This is a genomic window from Paenibacillus swuensis (assembly GCF_001644605.1).
In the GTDB taxonomy this organism is placed as follows: Bacteria; Bacillota; Bacilli; order Paenibacillales; family DY6; genus Paenibacillus_N; species Paenibacillus_N swuensis.
Window position 1 is genome coordinate 873,140 of sequence record NZ_CP011388.1, and the last position, 19,015, is coordinate 892,154.

General features: G+C 46.5%; 16 protein-coding genes. 6 read left to right on the top strand and 10 right to left on the bottom strand.

Features of this window, described 5'->3' with window-relative positions; all coding sequences use genetic code 11:
- Positions 1 to 15: 15 nt before the first annotated feature.
- The gene (locus SY83_RS03735; RefSeq protein WP_068604363.1) at positions 16 to 207 is read right to left on the bottom strand and encodes a hypothetical protein; all 192 of its coding nucleotides are present in this window, start codon (positions 205 to 207) and stop codon (positions 16 to 18) included.
- Positions 197 to 832: a hypothetical protein gene (locus SY83_RS03740; RefSeq protein WP_068604364.1), complete on the bottom strand. Its 636-nt coding sequence runs from the start codon at positions 830 to 832 to the stop codon at positions 197 to 199. The genes SY83_RS03735 and SY83_RS03740 overlap by 11 nt, the downstream gene beginning before the upstream one ends.
- Positions 833 to 997: 165 nt before the next feature.
- On the opposite strand from SY83_RS03740, the gene SY83_RS03745 reads away from it, so the two are divergent.
- On the top strand, positions 998 to 1,510 hold the full coding sequence (locus SY83_RS03745) for a DUF3231 family protein (RefSeq protein ID WP_068604367.1): 513 nt from the start codon (positions 998 to 1,000) through the stop codon (positions 1,508 to 1,510).
- Between the two features lie 115 nt (positions 1,511 to 1,625).
- Here SY83_RS03745 and SY83_RS22575 read toward each other — a convergent pair whose 3' ends face one another.
- The 4 genes from SY83_RS22575 to SY83_RS03765 form a co-directional block, all read right to left on the bottom strand.
- The gene (locus tag SY83_RS22575; RefSeq protein ID WP_231891368.1) at positions 1,626 to 1,979 is read right to left on the bottom strand and encodes a cysteine-rich CWC family protein; all 354 of its coding nucleotides are present in this window, start codon (positions 1,977 to 1,979) and stop codon (positions 1,626 to 1,628) included.
- Positions 1,970 to 2,782 (bottom strand): GNAT family N-acetyltransferase, encoded by an 813-nt coding sequence (locus SY83_RS03755; RefSeq protein ID WP_068604369.1) that lies wholly within the window; start codon positions 2,780 to 2,782, stop codon positions 1,970 to 1,972. Before SY83_RS03755 ends, SY83_RS22575 begins: the two co-directional genes overlap by 10 nt.
- Positions 2,783 to 2,910: 128 nt before the next feature.
- On the bottom strand, positions 2,911 to 3,210 hold the full coding sequence (locus SY83_RS03760) for a hypothetical protein (RefSeq protein ID WP_068604371.1): 300 nt from the start codon (positions 3,208 to 3,210) through the stop codon (positions 2,911 to 2,913).
- A 163-nt stretch (positions 3,211 to 3,373) separates the two neighbouring features.
- Positions 3,374 to 4,216 (bottom strand): copper amine oxidase N-terminal domain-containing protein, encoded by an 843-nt coding sequence (locus SY83_RS03765; protein ID WP_068604373.1) that lies wholly within the window; start codon positions 4,214 to 4,216, stop codon positions 3,374 to 3,376.
- Positions 4,217 to 4,453: 237 nt separating this feature from the next.
- Here SY83_RS03765 and SY83_RS03770 point away from each other — a divergent pair, with 237 nt between their 5' ends.
- Both SY83_RS03770 and SY83_RS03775 read left to right on the top strand, forming a co-directional pair.
- Positions 4,454 to 7,495 (top strand): fibronectin type III domain-containing protein, encoded by a 3,042-nt coding sequence (locus SY83_RS03770; RefSeq protein WP_068604375.1) that lies wholly within the window; start codon positions 4,454 to 4,456, stop codon positions 7,493 to 7,495.
- Between the two features lie 33 nt (positions 7,496 to 7,528).
- On the top strand, positions 7,529 to 9,718 hold the full coding sequence (locus tag SY83_RS03775; protein WP_197479958.1) for a hypothetical protein: 2,190 nt from the start codon (positions 7,529 to 7,531) through the stop codon (positions 9,716 to 9,718).
- Positions 9,719 to 9,803: 85 nt separating this feature from the next.
- Here SY83_RS03775 and SY83_RS03780 read toward each other — a convergent pair whose 3' ends face one another.
- Positions 9,804 to 10,565 (bottom strand): C40 family peptidase, encoded by a 762-nt coding sequence (locus SY83_RS03780; RefSeq protein ID WP_068604381.1) that lies wholly within the window; start codon positions 10,563 to 10,565, stop codon positions 9,804 to 9,806.
- Positions 10,566 to 11,220: 655 nt separating this feature from the next.
- Positions 11,221 to 12,177 carry a DMT family transporter gene (locus SY83_RS03790; protein ID WP_068604392.1) on the bottom strand — a complete coding sequence of 319 codons (957 nt, stop codon included), beginning with the start codon at positions 12,175 to 12,177 and terminating at the stop codon, positions 11,221 to 11,223.
- Between the two features lie 147 nt (positions 12,178 to 12,324).
- Here SY83_RS03790 and SY83_RS03795 point away from each other — a divergent pair, with 147 nt between their 5' ends.
- From SY83_RS03795 to SY83_RS03805, 3 genes are all read left to right on the top strand, one after another.
- Positions 12,325 to 13,665 carry an aminotransferase-like domain-containing protein gene (locus SY83_RS03795; protein WP_068604394.1) on the top strand — a complete coding sequence of 447 codons (1,341 nt, stop codon included), beginning with the start codon at positions 12,325 to 12,327 and terminating at the stop codon, positions 13,663 to 13,665.
- 122 nt (positions 13,666 to 13,787) lie between these two features.
- A complete protein-coding gene (locus SY83_RS03800; RefSeq protein WP_068604397.1) occupies positions 13,788 to 14,249 on the top strand; it encodes a DUF2269 family protein in 462 nt (153 codons plus the stop codon).
- A 106-nt stretch (positions 14,250 to 14,355) separates the two neighbouring features.
- A complete protein-coding gene (locus SY83_RS03805; RefSeq protein ID WP_068610865.1) occupies positions 14,356 to 15,702 on the top strand; it encodes a M48 family metallopeptidase in 1,347 nt (448 codons plus the stop codon).
- A 203-nt stretch (positions 15,703 to 15,905) separates the two neighbouring features.
- Here SY83_RS03805 and SY83_RS03810 read toward each other — a convergent pair whose 3' ends face one another.
- Together SY83_RS03810 and glgA are read right to left on the bottom strand one after the other, a co-directional pair.
- Positions 15,906 to 16,634 (bottom strand): AKAP7-like phosphoesterase domain-containing protein, encoded by a 729-nt coding sequence (locus tag SY83_RS03810; RefSeq protein ID WP_197479959.1) that lies wholly within the window; start codon positions 16,632 to 16,634, stop codon positions 15,906 to 15,908.
- A gap of 263 nt (positions 16,635 to 16,897) precedes the next feature.
- Positions 16,898 to 18,343, bottom strand: a complete 1,446-nt coding sequence (gene glgA, locus SY83_RS03815; protein WP_068604399.1) for a glycogen synthase GlgA — start codon at positions 18,341 to 18,343, stop codon at positions 16,898 to 16,900.
- Positions 18,344 to 19,015: the final 672 nt, after the last annotated feature.

Genomic DNA, 19,015 nt, shown 5'->3' on the forward strand with positions numbered 1-19,015 from the left:
GAAACAGACCGCCGGCTAATCGATATTCGCCAGATACCACTGTCCTGATGTGTCCTTCAGTGCTGTAAAGGTAAGCATCCCTTGAGTCTTGACCCCTTCCCTGCTCACTTCGTGTTCCACGTTAATGTTAATCCGTCCAGTTTCGGGATCGAAAGGTTCCATACCGCGAATCCCGCTAAAACGGTGCTGCTCATCTTCATTGATCATATAATCGAGAAAATCCCAGCTTCCATGCCGCTTCCAGAACTGGTTTCTGTGAAGTCTGCGCCTTGCCGCTGTCTGTAACGAACCTGATGGAATTCATCATCCCCAGAAAGACAGGAAGCATCGTTTCTTGGTCTTGCTCTGGGTAGCGTAATCGGATGAGCAAGCTTCTGCCCTCGTGCGTAAATTCAAAATAATCATAGGAGATACCATTGTTGCTTTCCGTACCTTTGTACTCTTTATATTTGGCCAGAGATTCCTTCTGCACATTAGGCTTATAGGGGACCTGCCCTTGCTCGAAGAGTGAGAACAGATTGCGCTGATTCTCCGATCCCCATTCTGTTCCGTCCTTCAATTTATACTCCTCTATTCCTTCGGGCATGTAGAAGCCGTATGGCAATAACAGAGCTTTTCGGAACGTGGCGGTTCCTTCCGGGCCTTTCAGGTACTCGGTTCCGTCATAGGTTTGGATGCCTTGTTGAAATACAGTTATGGATTTTGTCGTATCAGAATTTTGGACAACAGGGGTAACGGGCTTTTCAGGCTTCTTCTCTTGCGTGCAAGCTGATATGACCAGAGTCATAGTCATTGAAACTACAACGGAGTAGACTAATTTTTTAGTATTCATTCGCTCACCTCTAGCTTTAAGACGCAGGAAATGTGGATTATGTTTCCAAAAAAATAGCACCGCTGGGTTGCACTGAGGGTTAACGTTTACTCCAACTTGCATAGGCGGTTTAACGAATGGACAACCTACGATGGATTGCACATTAACAAAGGGGGTAACTTACTCGTGGGAATTCTAGGCGGTAATCCGAAAGATGAGCCAATGCACTTCGGTGAAGTATCCAGTGTATGGACGGCTTCCACAACAGCTAAAGGCGCGATTTCTTTTTATCAGGCGTATTTAAACCATGCCGGGGATAAGGATCTAAAGAAATTAATTGAGAACTACATTGATCAAGCTAAACAAGAAGTTAAAGAACTGGATGAGGTACTGAATGCGAATGGGATCGCACCTGCTCCAATCATGGGTGAACGACCACCAGCTAACCTTGAAGATATACCTGTAGGTGCCCGGTTAGCCGATCAGGAAATCGCCGCAGCGATATCCGCGGACACAGCCGCAAGTGTTGTTGCGAGCACGCAAGCCATGGTAATGTGTATTCGTGAAGATATAGCAGCAATGTTTGCAAAGCAGGCTGCCGCCAAAACCGCACTTGGTGCTAAAACGCTCAGATTACTTAAGGATAAAGGTTGGCTGGTACCGCCTCCGTTACTTATCAAGAGACCCGAAGAGGCTTAGTTTAATTGCAAAAAATGCAGCAAGTTGGCCCTAAATCAGGATTCACAAAGGAGTAAGAAGGGGCGATTAGCCCCCGACAACTCTTTTCACCAATCATTAGATAAGAGAATGTGATTTAAGTTTCCATAACGAATGATTTAAGGCACTTTTCGCAAATACATACTTTGCCATTCTGATCCGGCGGCACCTGTTCCATCAATTCCTCAGGAAACTTCTCGCGCATGCACCAGCAGCTTTCGGCCCCTGACTCAACCTCGCACTTATTATCTTGGGAGCACAGAGGACAAATTCTTGCTTCCGGCAACACGGACGCCACCTTCGCCACGACACGGTAGGATCCCCTCAGCGGTTCATACCCCAATTTGCGGTTAATAGCCAACATCGGCTTGTTCAGAGAATCATTGTCGGTACGGATGTAGGCAGCACTGTGCTCCTTTGCAGTCTCAATGGCCTTCACCTTCAATGCCATGGCAATGCCCCGGTTCCGGTAATCCGATCCACGCATGTATATTCGTTGTAGATGCCTTTCGTTTGCATGTTTAAAGCCAGATTGGCCATCCCGACATAACGATCTCCGTCCGCCGCGATCAACACCCGTTCCGGTGCGAATCCGTCACACTTCAAGTACCACTTACACCACTCTGCGAAATCCGGCGCGCTCCCCATAAATCCGGGAATATCCTTCATCGTCTCCGCACTTAACTGATATAACTTGCGCTCGCTCTCTTCGCCGAGTTCATCCGCCAGCGTCAACCACCGAATGCCAGGAATTTCATCTACAGCCGAAATAGGAGTAACGGGTTCGCTAACATCCAGATTCAACACCGATTGAAACATATGTCTCTCCACGGCAAAACCCCGCTTCTCCGCAAACCGCAGCGCGTCCGCATCGTCATCCCACACCTCGGCAAGCAGCGAATCGGCCCCAACCGAATTAGCCCACTTCACCACATGCGTAAGTAGAAGTTGCCCCACACCCTTCTGCCGGACAGCACGATCCACCACCACAGTATTGTTCAGATAACCCGGCTCCGTCCACGGGGCTCGCCAAGACCGCGCAAACCCTACCAACATTCCGTTCTCATCCACAGCCACCTGGCGCTCCCGGTCGTAGCCGACTAAGAGCCCTTCGTCATTAAGCCAAGTGTGGCCCACTTCATAAAGCTTCTGATCTTCCTCCAGCAATCTCTCTGCGGTGGTGGGCTCAGACCAGATCTGGTTCAGCAGCCCCGCGATTTCTTCATAATCCCCAGGCAGTTGCAATGCGCGCAATCGGAATTTGATAAACCTTCACCTCATTATCTTAGTTTTTAATATCTCAATAACTCAATTGTGTCGTATATACAGCGTTCAGCGTTAAGGATATTTTGGACTAAAAAAAACAGCCCCGAAGGACCGCTCTAAAACTCCCCGATATCATGCTGTCCCACAATTAAAGTAATCGGCTCCAAATACGCGCGCGTGATGACCGGATTCTCCATGATGTCAATTTCGATGTCCGAGATCTTGAAGCGTCTTTTCTCATTCCCCCGGCGGTCTTCCACCACTTCAAACTGCTTCAATCCCAGTGTCGGGACGATAACCGAGCAACCGATGGAGAAGTTCGGCGTATCCAGGCTGCCGTGTACGTAAAGTGTTTCTGTAATCGGTTCGTTGTTCATATCGACAATCTTGACTTGCTGACAGATGCTGTAATTCAATTGCGATCCACCCTTTGCGACATAGTATACTTAATGGTTATATCGGCTGATTCGGTTGAGTTGTAAAGGGAAGATTAAATAGTGAAACGCTACTTAGCAACCTTCGCAACATAAAAAGGCCGGGATTTCTCCCGACCTTCGCGCTTTACCGCCTAAATGATTTTTACTTTTTGTCCAAAATAATTACGCTTTGCGCTTCATGATCCCAAGTTACATTGGAGTTCAGCCCTTCGCTAACGAAACGAATCGGTACAACGATACGGGATTTCACCGCTTGCGCAGGCACATCCAGCATGACTTTCTTGCCGTTGATATACGCTACTTTGCCGTTTACGGTCAGTTTCAACTTAACCGTGCCTTTGAACACCAGAATCGTGTTGTCTTTGCTGTTCCAGATCACTTTCGCGTCCAATGCTTCCGCAATGGCACGGAAAGGAACAAGCACTTTACCGTTCTTAGCCATCGGCGTTGTGTCGAACTTAGGCTCCAGCCCGTTCACATAAGCGCGAATCGCGGCTTTGCCAAGCTTCTTGTTCAGCTGAGCCAGCTTCTTGTAAGCTTTCATATCGCCCGGGTTTGCTTGCAAAGCTTCTTTCTGCAAATCAATCGCGATTTCCAGTTTACCGCTTGTTTCGTATTTTGCTGCTGCTTCAGCCAACACTTTGTCTGCATCGATATCGTACTTCGTTTTTAGAAGTTCGGCGATGATGGCGCCGGCAGGTTTATTTTGCACATTGACGTAGGCTTTAAGCAGGCCCTTGTATCCCTTGCCGTACGTGTTGTATGTAACGGAGGTCACTGTATCATACACGTTTCCGTCTACAGTTACTTTCACTACTTTGTCGGGTTTCACTTTTACATGATCGTTATCATTCGTTTTTACAACGACCTTTAATTCTTCTTTCTTTACATCCTTCTTTTCCACCGGTGCTCCCAGTGCGGATGTAGCGAACACGCTCATCGCCAAAACAGCTGCACTTAAGGTAATCCATGTCTTTTTCATCATCATAATTCCTCCCAGTAATTGGTCAACAACTTGTCCTCATAGTGTTCGGAGGCTCCAGTTATTTCATGGGGGCATGGATTAAATTAAATTGCGCTGCCGCCAAAAATAGACCTTAAGTCACAATAAACGCAATCCATAATCTTCCTTTGTACTTATATCTAGTCAACTAGAATCATGTTATCTTTATTTTGATACAAAATGTATCAATTATATTATACAGGAGGTTGGGGTTTACTTATGTCCGTAATCTATGGATTAGCGCAAGAGACTAGAAATTGGAAGTACATAATTAGTAAAATTATTCTGTTCGTCTTGATGTTTTCACTCCTGCCGATCTCTCCTGCCTTGGCCGATGGGAAGCGTATCACAATTAAGCCTGATGCCAAGTTTGATTGGGATTTGGACCAGATTATCTTCAGTGTTGAGATTAACTCCAGTGAGCCCATTGTCTCTGTTAACGCCCATACAAGTCATAACAAACAAACGATAACATTAGCCTATAACAAAGGAACTGCACGTTGGGAAGGCGTTTCTTCAATTGCGAAGACCATTCCTGGCGATTATAAGTTAACCGTTAAAGCAAAGGACTGGACCGGAGCGAGCGAAACGCACACCAAAGCATATACGGTCAAACCCGCGAAAACCATGCTGATCCAATCCCCGGTTGCTCATCAACTTGTAACTTCCAATGTTTATGTTGATGCGGATGCCAGATCGTCTTCTGACCTAGCCTTAAACTTAAGAGATTACTACGGCTCAACCTTAACAATGGCTTACAGTCAACAGGGAAGAATACAACGCGATGTTCCGTTAAATATGGATCCGGGCAGATATAATTTGACTATCGGTCCCAAGGATGGCCCATACACAGATCAAAGGATATTTCCCGTTTATTATGAACCCAGCAAACGGCTCAATACGATACATAGCGTACCCGGACAGATACTAGACTATGACGGACAAAGAATTCTTTACTTGGCTAATCATAAAGAGCTCTGGATTAAGTATGTTAAGGGCGGGAAATTGGAGCGAATTGTAAAGCACCAGAAAATACATAGTGCATTCTTAACTCCCGCTGGCTGTATTTATCGCATTGGGCTGTATGAGGAGTTCATGTACTATGAATGGGCGAACGGAGAATCCGCCCCCCTCTCTTATTCTCCGGAAGTGAAAGGCAACTATTTAATGTACAACGATGAAGGTACCCTATACCTGCGTGACCTGGTAAAAGGTAGTGTTACAGAAGTAGATTCGAATGTTAGGCAAGCTTTTCTGGGGCCGCAAGGCGAACTTATTTATCATCTGGATCACAATAAAGGGTATCAATTAGTTGTCTACAAGGATGGTATTAAGACCTATCTGTTTAAAGGATACGACATCAAAAGTTTCATCATTGAAGGCAACCACGCTTTAATTAACAGCGACACTGAGCTCATCCATATGGATCTTTCCAAACAACCATGGGAGAAGAATGTATTAATGGACGATTATCATAAGGCTCAAGAACCCCACACAGACTACGAGCTCAAGAACGGATGGATTTCTTACATTCAGAAATTGCCTATAGATGCATCATATTGGAATACAACAGATAAGTTATATGTTCAGCATGCCTCCGGGGAAAGAAGAGAGGTATCGCTCAACGACCATAACAAATCCATCATAGGACTAAGCCCTTGGGGCGAAGTGATGTATGAGGAGGGTAAGTACACCTATACTTCCTCTTTCCAAAGCTCATCACCAGCCGTACAATCCACGCTTAAAGGAACCGTTAGATATATCAACTCTAAACCATATATGATGATCGGCAACGCAATAACCGAGGTACTGCCAGCTCCCGCAAGTCAGATGAAAGGAATCAATTTCTCTGACAATGTGCTCAAATTGGATTATACGGGTACCGTCAAGGAAGGTCCGGGGATACAAAGCATTCGGTTAATTTCTACGCTAGCGGACGAAACCATAGCCCTGAATCCGACTCTGGCGAACAATATGTTAACGATTGAGTTCTCGAAGCCGCCGATGTTTTGGGGGCAGTATAAAATTCACATCCCGCATGATGCTGTAGTCGACCCTCAGGACAGACCTGTAATGATTTATGATGTGACCCATTATTTCGATAATCAATCGATGCAGATCTCCTATAAGAACAAGATTTCAGTTCGTGATCTCACTTATAAACATCCTGCGCTTGATCATGCCTCCGTCACAGTTCGCCGTATCACAACATCCGGCGAAGTAACGGAAGCACAAGCTTATACTTCTGTGAATGGCACGGCATCTTTTTGGTTCTTGAATGGCGGTACATTCCAAATCACCGCTCAAGCTGACGGATACTTGACGCAGTCCAAGGAAATAGAAATGTCTGATCCAAAAATAGCTCAAGAAATTATATTCGATATGATACAAGGCCAGGATCCATTACCGGATCGCGAACAACCTCAATGGGATTCGGGCGCAGCGTTAACATCAAGCGACATCAAGCCGAATGCCGTCACGCTGGCATGGCCTGAAGCGAAGGATAACGATAAAATAAGTGTTTATCGCCTGACTTATGACGGCGGGGAGCCTTTTACGGTAACCGGTAATGTATATACATTTCATGGTTTAAAACCGGACACCAAATATCGGTTTAGTGTTGAAGCCGGCGATCCTGGCGGAAACTGGAGCCAACCTCTTGAAACTGAAGCTGTCACGGAAGTACTGCTTCAACCTTTAACCTTGTCAAGCAACAAATCCGCAATCATGATTGGCGAAAAAGCGACTCTCAGCATAGACTCCATGCCCGTACGCGACATGCAGGCTTATGACCTCCTGATAGGTTGGGATCCTAGAACGCTGCTTATGGATTGGGAGCATATTGCCCCAGGGCCCTCAACCCCGCCGTATCGAATTCAGAAACGAAAGCTCGGTGACGGTTTGATACGTTTAATCGGTGCAAAATCAGGAACCTCAACGATTACGGATGTGACGCAGATCCACAAACTGGCTATGGTAGGTTTCATGGGTAAGATGAGCGGCAGCACACAAGTAATCCTTAAAGCGGGAAGCAAGTTTGCGGATCGCCGAGGTCATATCACTACGCTAAAAACAGATCAAATCATAACCCTTCATATTATTCAATTGGATCTGAACGGGGATGGCTTGGTCGGCTTGGAGGATCTTGCCATTCTCTCAGCTGCTGTAGGCGTTCCTGAAGCGTACGAAGTTCGGATGGACTTGAATATGGACGGTGCCGTGACAGATGAGGATGTAGACATCCTGCTATCTAAGTTATAAGAAAGGGGTTATACCATGCAGGTAAAGAAGAACATGAACAGATGGTTCGTGCTAATGATCGCGCTTTTCGTGATACCTCTTTTGTTAGGTGCCGAAGCGCCTGCCAATACTGCTCAGATTAAATTGGAAGTAAAAAATGACTATGAAACGAATGAAATCGTAATTCGCGCCAAAGTTACTTCATCGCTTTCTATACTGACCGTTAAAGCCAGCTTTAACGATACAGAAAAGGACTTAGTATATCGGCCTTCAATTCAACAATGGGAGCTATGGAGCTCCCTGGCCGTTCTGAAACCCGGGATCCAGCCTATTGTTATTAAGGCAACAGACGCCTCCGGGAATACACATACCTATACAGGGAGTTATACAGTGCCTACGCATACGGTACAACTCAAATCCCCTGTAGCGCATCAGTTCTTCAATAAATCCGTTACTGCGGATGTTTATACCCAGCCTGAAGTCGGTCTCTTCCTTGAGGATCATTATGGTGTGAATCAACCAGGAGAACCTTATAGAATCTTGCCGATAGCCACCGGGGGAAGCTATATTCGGGAAGAGATTCCACTGCGATCTGAACGAGTGGATACTTCTTTATATGATAAAGAAGTGTTCAGACCCTGGAACCAAAGTCCGGTAAATTTAATTTTCCAGGCCATGCATCAATACAAATCCGGTCCGCTCGGCCGCAGGGATGTACCGGTTTATGTGGATACTTCCCATCGACTACAAATCCTGCATAGTGTACCGGGAAAGATATTGGATTATGATCAATCCAGAGTATTATACATTACAAATAAAAAACAGCTGTATCTTAAATATCTTACAACCGGTGAAACCAAACACGTTGCAGAGATGCGCTACATAACCACGGCAACGTTAACACCGAAAGGGTGCATCTATAAAGTTGCTGATTCTGGTGTCCGGGCACCGGCATATGAATGGACGGAGGCCGGCACTACCCAGAAATTAAGTTACATCCCTGAAATCAAAGGCGGTTACGCTTTGTACAAACAAGATGGTTTGTATAAGCTAAGGAATCTTACTACTTCCAAGGTCGAATGGACTATACGAGGGGATGCCGTTGTTCAATTTTTTTATTATGGAAAGGTCGTGTATTGGCTTGATAACTACTTCTATTCCTTTCAAAACGGCCAGACCACACGACTATTCGAGCAAGCGGGCGTCTTTAACTTCATCGCCACCTCCACCAACAAAATAGTGTATACCGTGAAGAATGCACAGACATTGGAGTATGAATTATATCATTCCGATTATTATTACCGGAAGAAAAAGCTTGGCGCCATGGGGAACTACGAAGTTCCTAAACCTCATACCGATTATGAGTATAATGAAAATTGGATCGCTTATAAACTACCTTCTCCAGGATTTTCTTATTCCTTGCCAAGAAACCTTCACGTCATAAACTCCGAAGGTCAATCGAAGCAAATTACTTTTCATAAGGAAGAAGTCGATACAGTCATTGAAGGAGTTAATTATTACGGAGATATTATATTTAGCGATAAAACCGGATCGAGCTATATTGCAAGCTATACCCGGCCCACACCTGTTCTGATCAGCAAGTCAGCGTCCATCATTAAATTCATGAATGATAAAATTTATTCGGCTATTGGAAACTCAATTATGGAAGTGAACCAAATACCTGACAGCACCTTGCTAAGTCATGAGTACAAAAATCATGTATTTACCTTAACTTACTCCGGCCCCGTCAAACAAGGGTCAGGAAGCCAAGGCATTCAGGTTCGGATGGAACGTACCGGAGAGCAACTCAAGTTCAAAGCAGTCTGGGGAGGAAATGCTTTGCGCATTGAACTTCTCGAACCTATGTTAGGTGACGCCGAGATTGTAGTTCCGCATCATGCTACAAGTGACATGAAAGGGATACCGGCATCCAGTTACGATACCTACTGGAACTATGATCCATACGGCTATTCAGGCACGGTTCTTGGCTTAAGTTTGTATGATCCTCTATATGCATTCAGCGCTCTGAGCAATGTCAGCGTCAGCCTTTATCAAATCACTCCATTCGGTGAGAAGTTCATAGACCGTAAATTAACAACATCCCTAGGCGGTGTCCATTTCTTCGTGCAAGAGAAAGGGTATTATAAGTACCGAATTGAGAAAGAGGGTTACGTTGATATGGAAGAAGAAGTGTATATCGGCGTTGGTGAGCTATATAAGGCATTCAACCTTACAAGGGAATAACAGGATGTCTAAAGGTGTATAAATAAACCCAAGTGGATCAATGATGAATTGAATCCACTTGGGTTTATTGCTTTATTCATATGATTTAAATTGCGCTTCCGCCAAAAATCATCCGATACTCCCAATGCTTCCCCTGAATGGAATCCACACGAACACCGCCGGCTTCTTTGGAATACGTATGCATGACTTGTCCGTTACCAAGATAAATACCCACATGCGTGATCCGCTGCGCGGATTTATTAATTCCTGCGTAGCTTGATGCTTTAGAACCTTTATAGGACATGAAGAAGACCAGATCTCCCCGCTTCAGTTGTCCCCACTGCCTCTTGTAACTTCCCCGTGCCTTGACATAGTCGCCCTGACCGCGAGAATCCGCCGGGAGCTTCAGGTTAAGACCGTCTTTGAACGCCTGACGAACGAAATCCGAGCAATCAAACGTTCTTGTAGTGTCGCGACTGGATCCGAATTCGTAAGGAGTGCCTAAGTATCGCTTTCCTGCGGAGATAACGGCCTCTACGCTGCGTGTCCCCCTCGCTCCCGTGCTTGTGTTCCCGACGGAGGCTTGTCCGCCTGTATAGTTCGTATATTGATCATTCGCTGAGATGTAGCCGACTTGTCCGGTTTGCACTTGAATCCGCAGCCAGTAATCATTCACTTTCTCCAGAATCACAATTTCTTCGCCGCTTTTCAGATAACGCATCACATGACTTGACGTGTCAGGCTCTGTACGGAAGCTGACGGAAGCTTCGACTTTCGCGGTTGTTGGTGCGGCTTGTACAGCCGTTAAAGGGATGGTTGAAAACGCTAAACTCGTTAGTAATGTCCAAACGGCCATCTTTTTTCTCATGAGTAGAACCTCCGGTGGTTTAGTTTGGTTTGCTCAAAGCAAGTACGAAAAGTTTCCTCTATACCCAAAACAAGGGCAAGTGAAACATCTATTTAATTATAAAAAGGTTTATTAAGGACGTGCATGAGACTATTTCCTCAATTACCATAACTTACATAGGTTCGTTGTACTAAAAAATTCGCGCCAAACCCGGGATTTACCATCATATGGCACTACTGAATAGGACTGAAAATGCCGATTGTTACCGAATATCAACCTTAAGACTCATTACAAGCAAATCCAATGAAACATGCACAAAAACAGGCCTTCTCATCTGCTGAGAAGACCTTAATGCTACTTTTAACAGGAGCGTAGACCGCTCCCTTTCGTCTTTTGTGTGAACGTAATGATTTTCACTGTAATCATTCCTATTTACCTTATTTTTGGCCATTTCATTCACCTCAAGATAAATAGAGAAACGAATTTCTCTCATGTGCACTCCAGACTGCAGATGAGAGAAATTCGTTACTTTATATGATTACATTGAATCAGAACGCTCTCATATAGAGTAACTCAACATCACATGAGCGTAATCCGTTACCATAACCTGCGAAATTCTTTTCCACGTCCACTCGCTCCCTCCCTCTTAAGCAATACGCCTTCTCGTCCCCTCTTCCTACCCCTTAACATGCTTCTGCTCTGCCTTCACCTTCGGCTGAACCAGGTTCACCTTCCCCAGGTATTGCGTGCCGATTACGCCGGTTACGATCATCATGGAGCCGAGCAGATGATACCAAGTCACTTCTTCGCCCAAGAATATGGCCCCTGCAGCAATTGAGACGATAGTGGAGAGATTGGCGAATACGCTCATTTGGGACGCCTCAATTTTGGACAAAACATAAGTAAAGGTCAACGCCGATCCCAACGACGCCAACAAGCCCAGAAACACGATCGCCCAGACGAACGATGGAATGGTTAACGGCGTGAAGAATGTCTCGAGCGTCCCCTGCCCTGCATGCTTCGCCACCGAGATCACCAGAAACACTGCAAAACCGACGCCAAGCATGAAATAACTCATTTCCAGGGGGCTGAATGTCTTGGACAAGGAACGCGCCATAACGGTATACCCCGCTGAAGCCACGCAAGTCATGAACAACAATATGATCCCCGTCCTATTCGATAAATCCAGCTGGCTCCCCTTCATCATGAAGATAAACACAACACCGAACACTGACAGGAATATCGAGGTTTTTTGCAAAAGGCTGGTGGCTTCCTTCAGAAATAATGATGCGACAATCATCGTCACGATGGGCGTGAACGCATAGATGATGCCTCCCTCCGCAGAGGATGTGTACTGTAAGCCATAGGCCTGTAATGTGAAAAAGCCAAGCGGGTACATGGAGGAAAGCATCAACGCTTTGCCCAGCGGTTTACCGCGGTAGTTCAACTTGACGAATCCCAGTGCAACGGGAACCGATAAGCCTGCGAAAGACGCCGCGAACCGGAAGGTTAAGGTGTCGAGCGGGTGTGCGTGTTCGAGAGCTATTTTGGAAAATAGGAAAGAAAATCCGAGAATAATCGAGTTAAGCACAACTAGCAAATACGCGAATTTAAGTCCATGTGGATCCTTCATTTGTTCACGCTCCTGACCGTTTTATGGTAACGTATTGGGTAATAACGCCGTCTGTCTGTTGGTTTAAGCATAAATGGGAAGCGGCTTAGCTACAATGATTTTCCAAATGAACTGTACCGGTACAATGAACGAAGGAGCGCTGTCCTTATGCATAAGTATCTAGTGATCGCTAATGAAATTGAGAGCCGGATTAGGAATGGTCACATCCGTTCGGGTCAAAAGCTGCCGTCCATCCGCGAGCTTTCCGCAAGCTATGCCTGCAACAAGAGTACGGTGATCCGAGCCTACGCCGAGTTGGAACAGCGGCATCTCATTTACAGCATGGCACAAAGCGGATTTTATGTCGTTCAAAAGGGATCCGATGCCCCTCTCTCCGCGGAACCTTCCCTATACGATTTCTCCTCAGCCGCTCCGGACCCTGCCCTATTTCCATATCTGGATTTTAAACATTGCATTAATAAAGCGATGGAAACTTATAAGCATGACCTGTTCGTGTACGGCACTCCGCAGGGGCTTCCTTCTCTGATTCGAGTATTAGTCAGGCATTTGGCCAACTATCAGGTGTTCACCCATGCGGAACAGATCCAGATCACATCCGGTGTACAGCAAGCCTTATCCGTGTTGGCGTTAATGCCCTTTCCTAACGGGAAGCGCGGCGTTTTAGTAGAACAGCCCAGTTACTTTAAATTGATTCAGATGTTGGAGCTTTACAAGATTCCTGTTATGGGTATTCAGAGGACCGCGTCAGGTATTGATCTCGATGAGCTGGAGCATTTATTTCGTAAGGAGGACATCAAATTCTTCTACACGATGCCTCGGTTCCACAATCCTCTAGGCGGCTCCTACACAGAACAAACCAAAAAAGCGTTAGCTGATTTAGCCCAACGCTATAATGTATACATCGTAGAGGATGACTATATGGCGGACTTGGAGCATGACCCGAAATCGGACCCGATCTTTGCTTATGCTTCATCCCATGTCATTTATCTAAAGAGTTATTCCAAAATCCTGTTCCCCGGCCTAAGGGTGGGCGCGGCCGTCATTCCTCCGGATCTCATTCCCGCGTTCAGAAACTATAAGCGATTGTCCGACATTGACACCTCCACGTTATCACAAGCGGCATTGGAAGTTTACATTCAGAGCGGCATGTTCGAAAGGCGAAAGCAAGCCATTAAAACTTCCTATTCACTAAGAATGTTGCTGCTGAACCAAACGTTGCTTGACTTGTCTGACGACACATACAGCTTCAATTCCTCTCTGACTTCAGGGGTGTACAATCATATTAAGCTCTCGGATGACCTCAACATTCAAACCTTGCTGCGCAGATTGCATAAAAAACATGTCCTGTTGCAGGACCTCTCTCCATACTATTTGCCTGGTGTAGCACAGCCGCCCATCATCAGTCTCAGCGTCACCCAAATGGCGGAGGAGCGTATTGAAGCTGGGGTAAGTCTGATTGTGGAGGAAATCAAAAAGATGATGAGATGAAAATTAGTAATCAGTTGAATGGATTCCTATTTTCAAATCTATTTTTATTCCGTCTATTTACAAACCGCTAGTCGGTTTATATAATAAAAATAAGAAATATTTGGATAAAGGATGTGTTCGTCATGACCTTGTGGTTAACGGTTCATCTCGTCGGTGTCTTGCTGTTTGTAGGGAATATCATTACGGCGGCTTTTTGGAAAATACGCGCGGACTTGTCCGGAAATGCTGCGATCATCCATCATACGGTGAAACATGTGATGCTGGCAGATTATGTCTTCACTTTACCCGGACTTGTGCTTATCGTGACTTCGGGTGTGATTATGGCCGTCAGGGCAAATTTTCCTATGTCAGGATTAAGTTGGTTGACCGTGTCCCTCGTATTGTTTGCTGTATCAGGCTTGATTTGGCTAGCTCTGCTCCTTCCGCTTCAACGCGCCCTCATTCATCACAGCGCTCAAAGTATAGAGGAAGGGCACATTACATCCGCATATCGCAAGGCGTCGCGCAACTGGGCAATCTTCGGCATAACCTCTACGGTGCTGCCCCTTGTTATTCTTTATCTCATGGTGACTAAAGGGTTCTAGCATCATTCCCACTTATTGCTAGATGTATTTTTAGATAACCGCGTGATATAGTGATGGTTGTTTTTAAATAGGAGTAGGAGTGAAGGCATTGGATTCAAGCAAGTCTATGAAAAGTTTAATACATAAGAAGGAAAGGCTGTATTTCACATTAGCCATCATTACAAGTATCTTTGCTTACATTTTACTTGGGTTGACCGTAGTCGGCATTTTGATTTTTGCCGCGTTGATGGCTGCGATGTTATTTTTCCATGCGCTGATGATGGCCCAAATCCGTACGAACGCGGTGAAGCTAAGTCCCGCACAGTTCCCGGAAATGAATGAGATTGTGAACGAACTCTGTGTCCGCATGGAGATGCCCAAGGTGCCGGATGTGTATGTGATGGAATCCAGCGGTGTCCTTAATGCGTTCGCAACCCGTTTCTTCGGGCGGAACATGGTGGTGCTGTATTCCGAAGTGTTCGAACTGAGTAAGAAAGACGGGCAAGAAGAGCTTACTTTCGTCATTGCTCACGAACTTGCTCATCTTAAACGCCGACATATTACGAAGCAGATGCTGATTTTCCCCGTGCTCTGTGTGCCGTTCGCGAGTGAAGCTTACTCCCGCGCTTGTGAATATACATGTGACCGGATGGCGGCGCATTACACAGACAACGCTGAGGCAGCGATAAACGGATTAACCGTTCTTGCGGTCGGCAAGTCGCTGTACAAAGACGTGAACCGTCAGGAATACTTGCAACACAGCAGTGAAGAGCGCGGATTCTTCGCTTGGCTCGCAGAGAAGTTGTCTACACATCCCACCCTGCCGAAGCGGATCTATGAAATTCAGAAGGTGCGCGGCGATGCCGTAACAGGTTTGTTCCGCGCTTCCAAGAAAGCGGCCTTCGTAGGTGTAATCGGCCTCGTGTTGATCACCGCTTTGACTTATGGCGCCTATCGGTATACGGATCAGGTTGCTGATGTAATGGCTAATGCCATCATCGGTATAGCGGGGGAGACGGATATCACGATCGCAGCAGCGAACGGGGATGCGGAGCAATTGCAGTCCTTGATTGACGCGGGTTCTGATGTGAATTATCAAGACGGCGACGGTTGGACTGCTCTGATGTATTCGGTGAACGGCAACAGACCTGATCTGATGAAGATGTTATTGGAAGCCGGCGCGGACCCCAATATAGCGGAGAATACATATGAGGATACCGCGTTAACGATGTCATTGAACCATGACACTACTGATGCTGTGGAATTATTGGTTCAGCACGACGCTGTGGTTAATCTGCAAGACAGTTACGGCATTACTCCGTTGATGATTGCGGCTTTGAGCGGTCGAGCGGATATGGTACAAGTATTAATGGGTTTGGGCGCGGACCCCGGCCTACAAGACAACGATGGCCGGACGGCTCACATGTTTGCAAGCGATGAAGGTCATGAAGAGGTTGCGAAGTTGTTGAAATAAATAAGCGGGCGATTCTCCATAAGGGGAATCGCCCGTTATTGTTAACAACGCTAAGTACCTATCCTCAAGTTGCCTCCGTTATATTATCTGCACGAACAGTGAAGTCATAGCCATCCTTTGTACCCGTATACCATTCTCATTATCCGTATACTCCACTTCCCAAGCACCAATCTGATAATTTTGCACCTTAATATGTTCTTAGTTCAATAAACCACTCCGTAATTTTTGAGGGAAAATCGATGCAATACTTCTACATTTTCTTCACTCATGTACCAATCATTTACCACTAACTCTAAGTCGTTTAGTTCACTTGTTCCAAAGTCAAAATCTCTATTCTTCTTTAGAAATCGAAGGAATTCATCAGAATTCCTCAAGATTGGATTTTGAAAACGGAGACATGTCATATGAGCCGTGTGTGTCATATATCGTTCGTCCAAGGTGCTCTTAACACCAGATTTCTTAAAATTATCTCTAATTTTATGTCGTAATTCTTCCAAAGTTGATCCTTGAGGAAATCCTTGAATCATTACACAATCAGGCGATGCGGTTATTCCGCGATAACTGATATTGAACGAAGGAATAGATAAAATAGACTGGGAAAGAACCTCCACATAAGAAGTAATGTCAATTTCACTTAGCTTAAACTCGGCATTATTTGTAATGATCGCTAGCACTGTCGTGTGCAGTTCGTTAGGTTTATAGTAGTACTGGTTAGACTCAATCTGGTTAGCTTCTTCCAAAAAATTCACTACCGCATCCTGCACGTTACGCGACGGACGGCAAATCAACGTTAAGCCTCTTCGTAGATCAACAGTCTTACTCAAAAGATTGGAATCGATCCTCACTGAGTTCGTCTCAAATGATTGAAGGGCTTGACTCCACAACTTTTCATAAGTGAGTTGAATTTCAGAAATACTAATTTGATTTCCCACCTTTGCTTATCACTATATTGTATCCAGCTTCTTTCAAGATGAAATACCAGTAAAGTTACTTGAACGCCTTATCGCATAAAAAGGAACGATGCAACATTGCCAGGACGAATTGAGTGATCGATCGTAGATCGTATATACCGCTGCCCGTTAAGTTAATGAAGCATCGTCAGTCTAATTAAATATATACTAACATTCTATGAGGATTCTTTAAAACTCACAAAAAGAAAAAACCGAAAGGATTGTACCCCTCGGTTCCTATGTTGTTACCTCACACCAGCCCGACCCGCGGCCGTCTGCCTGTACAACTGCATATACTGCTTCGCCGACGCCTTCCACGAGAAGTCCGTCTTGCCGATGTTGGCGATCAGCTTGTTCCACGTCTCCTTCTCGCCGTAAGCCCGCACCCCGCGCTGGATCGCATACAGCATCTCGTGCGCGTTGTAGTCGTGGAACGTGAACCCGGTTCCCGTTCCGTCGACAGGGTTATACGCCTGCACCGTATCCTTCAGGCCGCCCGTCTCGCGGACGATCGGCACCGTGCGGTAGCGCATGGCGATGAGCTGACCGATGCCGCACGGCTCGAAGAGCGACGGCATCAGGAACAAATCCGACGACGCGTATACTTTGCGCGCCATCTCCTCGCTGAAGTAAATGTGCGCCGACAGCTTCTCCGGATGCCGGTGCGCCGCTTCCCGGAACAGCGCTTCGTAGTAACTCTGCCCCGTCCCCAGCACCACGAGCTGCACATCCTCCGCCAGAATGTCTTCGAGCACGCGGTGGATGAGATCGAGCCCTTTTTGCTCCACCAATCGGGTCACGATGGAGATCATCGGGATATTCCCGTTGACCGGCAGACCCATCTGCGCCTGCAGCATCGTCTTGTTCAGCTTCTTCTTGTTCATCGCCCCGCGGTAATGAATCTCCAAATGCGGATCCGTCATCGGGTCATACACATCGTAGTCGATTCCGTTCAAGATGCCGTGCAGATCTCCGCTGCGCTTGCGCAACAACCCATCCAGTCCCTCGCCAAAATAATGCGTCTGAATCTCCTCCGCATACGTCGGCGAAACCGTGGTAATCGAGTTGGAATACGCGATGCCGCCCTTCATAAACGAGATCGCGTCGTTGAATTCCAGCGCTTCCGTCTGGTAATGCTCCGGTCCCAGATTCAGGATGTCGGACAACACCTCACGCCCAAACACCCCTTGATACTTCAGGTTATGTATGGTGAACATCGTGCGCATATTGTGATAAAATTCATACTGTTTATAATTAGCCTCCAGAAATACCGGAACCAGCCCCGTATGCCAGTCATGACAATGGATGACGTCCGGCTGGAAGTTCAGCTTCGGCAACGCCTCCAGCACCCCGCGGCAGAAGAACGCAAACCGCTCCGCATCATCCCCGTAGCCGTACAGCCCCTGCCGATTGAAGTAGAATTGGTTGTCGACAAAATAATACGTAACCCCGTCATACTCGAGCTCTTCGATCCCGCAATATTGCTGGCGCCAGTTCACATAGACCGAATCGGTGTGCACCGTGTACATCTGGTCCTTGAACGACTCGGGAATATCTCCATACTTGGGCAAAATCACCCGAACGTCCGCGCCCTGCGCCTTCAGCGCTTTCGGCAATGAGCCCGCCACGTCGGCCAAGCCGCCGGTCTTGATGAACGGGACCGCTTCGGATGTGACAAAAAGGATTTGCATAGGTTCCTCCTAAATGATTTCTCTGCGGAATGTCTAAGTTCAAAACAGGTTGAAATCAACTCACTCTCCATAAAGGGCAGTTTCCCCCTCCCCCGCTCTTATCCCCACTTTATTTCAGATTTTATTAAACCTAGCGGTAATAAAGTGGTGCTAAAGGCGGCCGTAAACTATCCGGTGGAAACTGCTCCTTCTCCTTCGTGAGTCGCTTTCAACCTTTAGAACTTCAACATCCCTCGCTAAACGTTTACTCGTCACGCAGTGGAAACTGCTAGCGACATCGCACTCGCGCGCTAACGGCCAAAAACACCGTTAGCGCTCAACTCTCCGCATGCTAACGGCCAAAAACACCGTTAGCACTCAACTCTCCGCATGCTAACGGCCAAAAACACCGTTAGCGCTCAACTCTCGCGCCCTAACGGTCAAAAACACCGTTAGCGCTCAACTCTCGCGCCCTAACGGCCAAAAACACCGTTAGCGCTCAACTCTCGCGCGCTAACGGCCAAAAACACCGTTAGCGCTCAACTCTCGCGCGCTAACGGCCAAAAACACCGTTAGCGCTCAACTCTCCGCATGCTAACGGCCAAAAACACCGTTAGCGCTCAACTCTCGCGCTCTAACGGCCAAAAACACCGTTAGCGCTCAACTCTCGCACGCTAACGGCCAAAAACACCG

Bases quoted from the DNA above. Each gene is read 5' to 3' on its own strand.
- SY83_RS03735 (WP_068604363.1), bottom strand. From the start codon at position 207: ATGATCAATGAAGATGAGCAGCACCGTTTTAGCGGGATTCGCGGTATG.
- SY83_RS03740 (WP_068604364.1), bottom strand. From the start codon at position 832: ATGAATACTAAAAAATTAGTCTACTCCGTTGTAGTTTCAATGACTATG.
- SY83_RS22575 (WP_231891368.1), bottom strand. From the start codon at position 1,979: ATGGCATTGAAGGTGAAGGCCATTGAGACTGCAAAGGAGCACAGTGCT.
- SY83_RS03765 (WP_068604373.1), bottom strand. From the start codon at position 4,216: ATGATGAAAAAGACATGGATTACCTTAAGTGCAGCTGTTTTGGCGATG.
- SY83_RS03770 (WP_068604375.1), top strand. From the start codon at position 4,454: ATGTCCGTAATCTATGGATTAGCGCAAGAGACTAGAAATTGGAAGTAC.
- SY83_RS03775 (WP_197479958.1), top strand. From the start codon at position 7,529: ATGAACAGATGGTTCGTGCTAATGATCGCGCTTTTCGTGATACCTCTT.
- SY83_RS03780 (WP_068604381.1), bottom strand. From the start codon at position 10,565: ATGAGAAAAAAGATGGCCGTTTGGACATTACTAACGAGTTTAGCGTTT.
- SY83_RS03790 (WP_068604392.1), bottom strand. From the start codon at position 12,177: ATGAAGGATCCACATGGACTTAAATTCGCGTATTTGCTAGTTGTGCTT.
- SY83_RS03795 (WP_068604394.1), top strand. From the start codon at position 12,325: ATGCATAAGTATCTAGTGATCGCTAATGAAATTGAGAGCCGGATTAGG.
- SY83_RS03800 (WP_068604397.1), top strand. From the start codon at position 13,788: ATGACCTTGTGGTTAACGGTTCATCTCGTCGGTGTCTTGCTGTTTGTA.
- SY83_RS03805 (WP_068610865.1), top strand. From the start codon at position 14,356: ATGAAAAGTTTAATACATAAGAAGGAAAGGCTGTATTTCACATTAGCC.
- glgA (WP_068604399.1), bottom strand. From the start codon at position 18,343: ATGCAAATCCTTTTTGTCACATCCGAAGCGGTCCCGTTCATCAAGACC.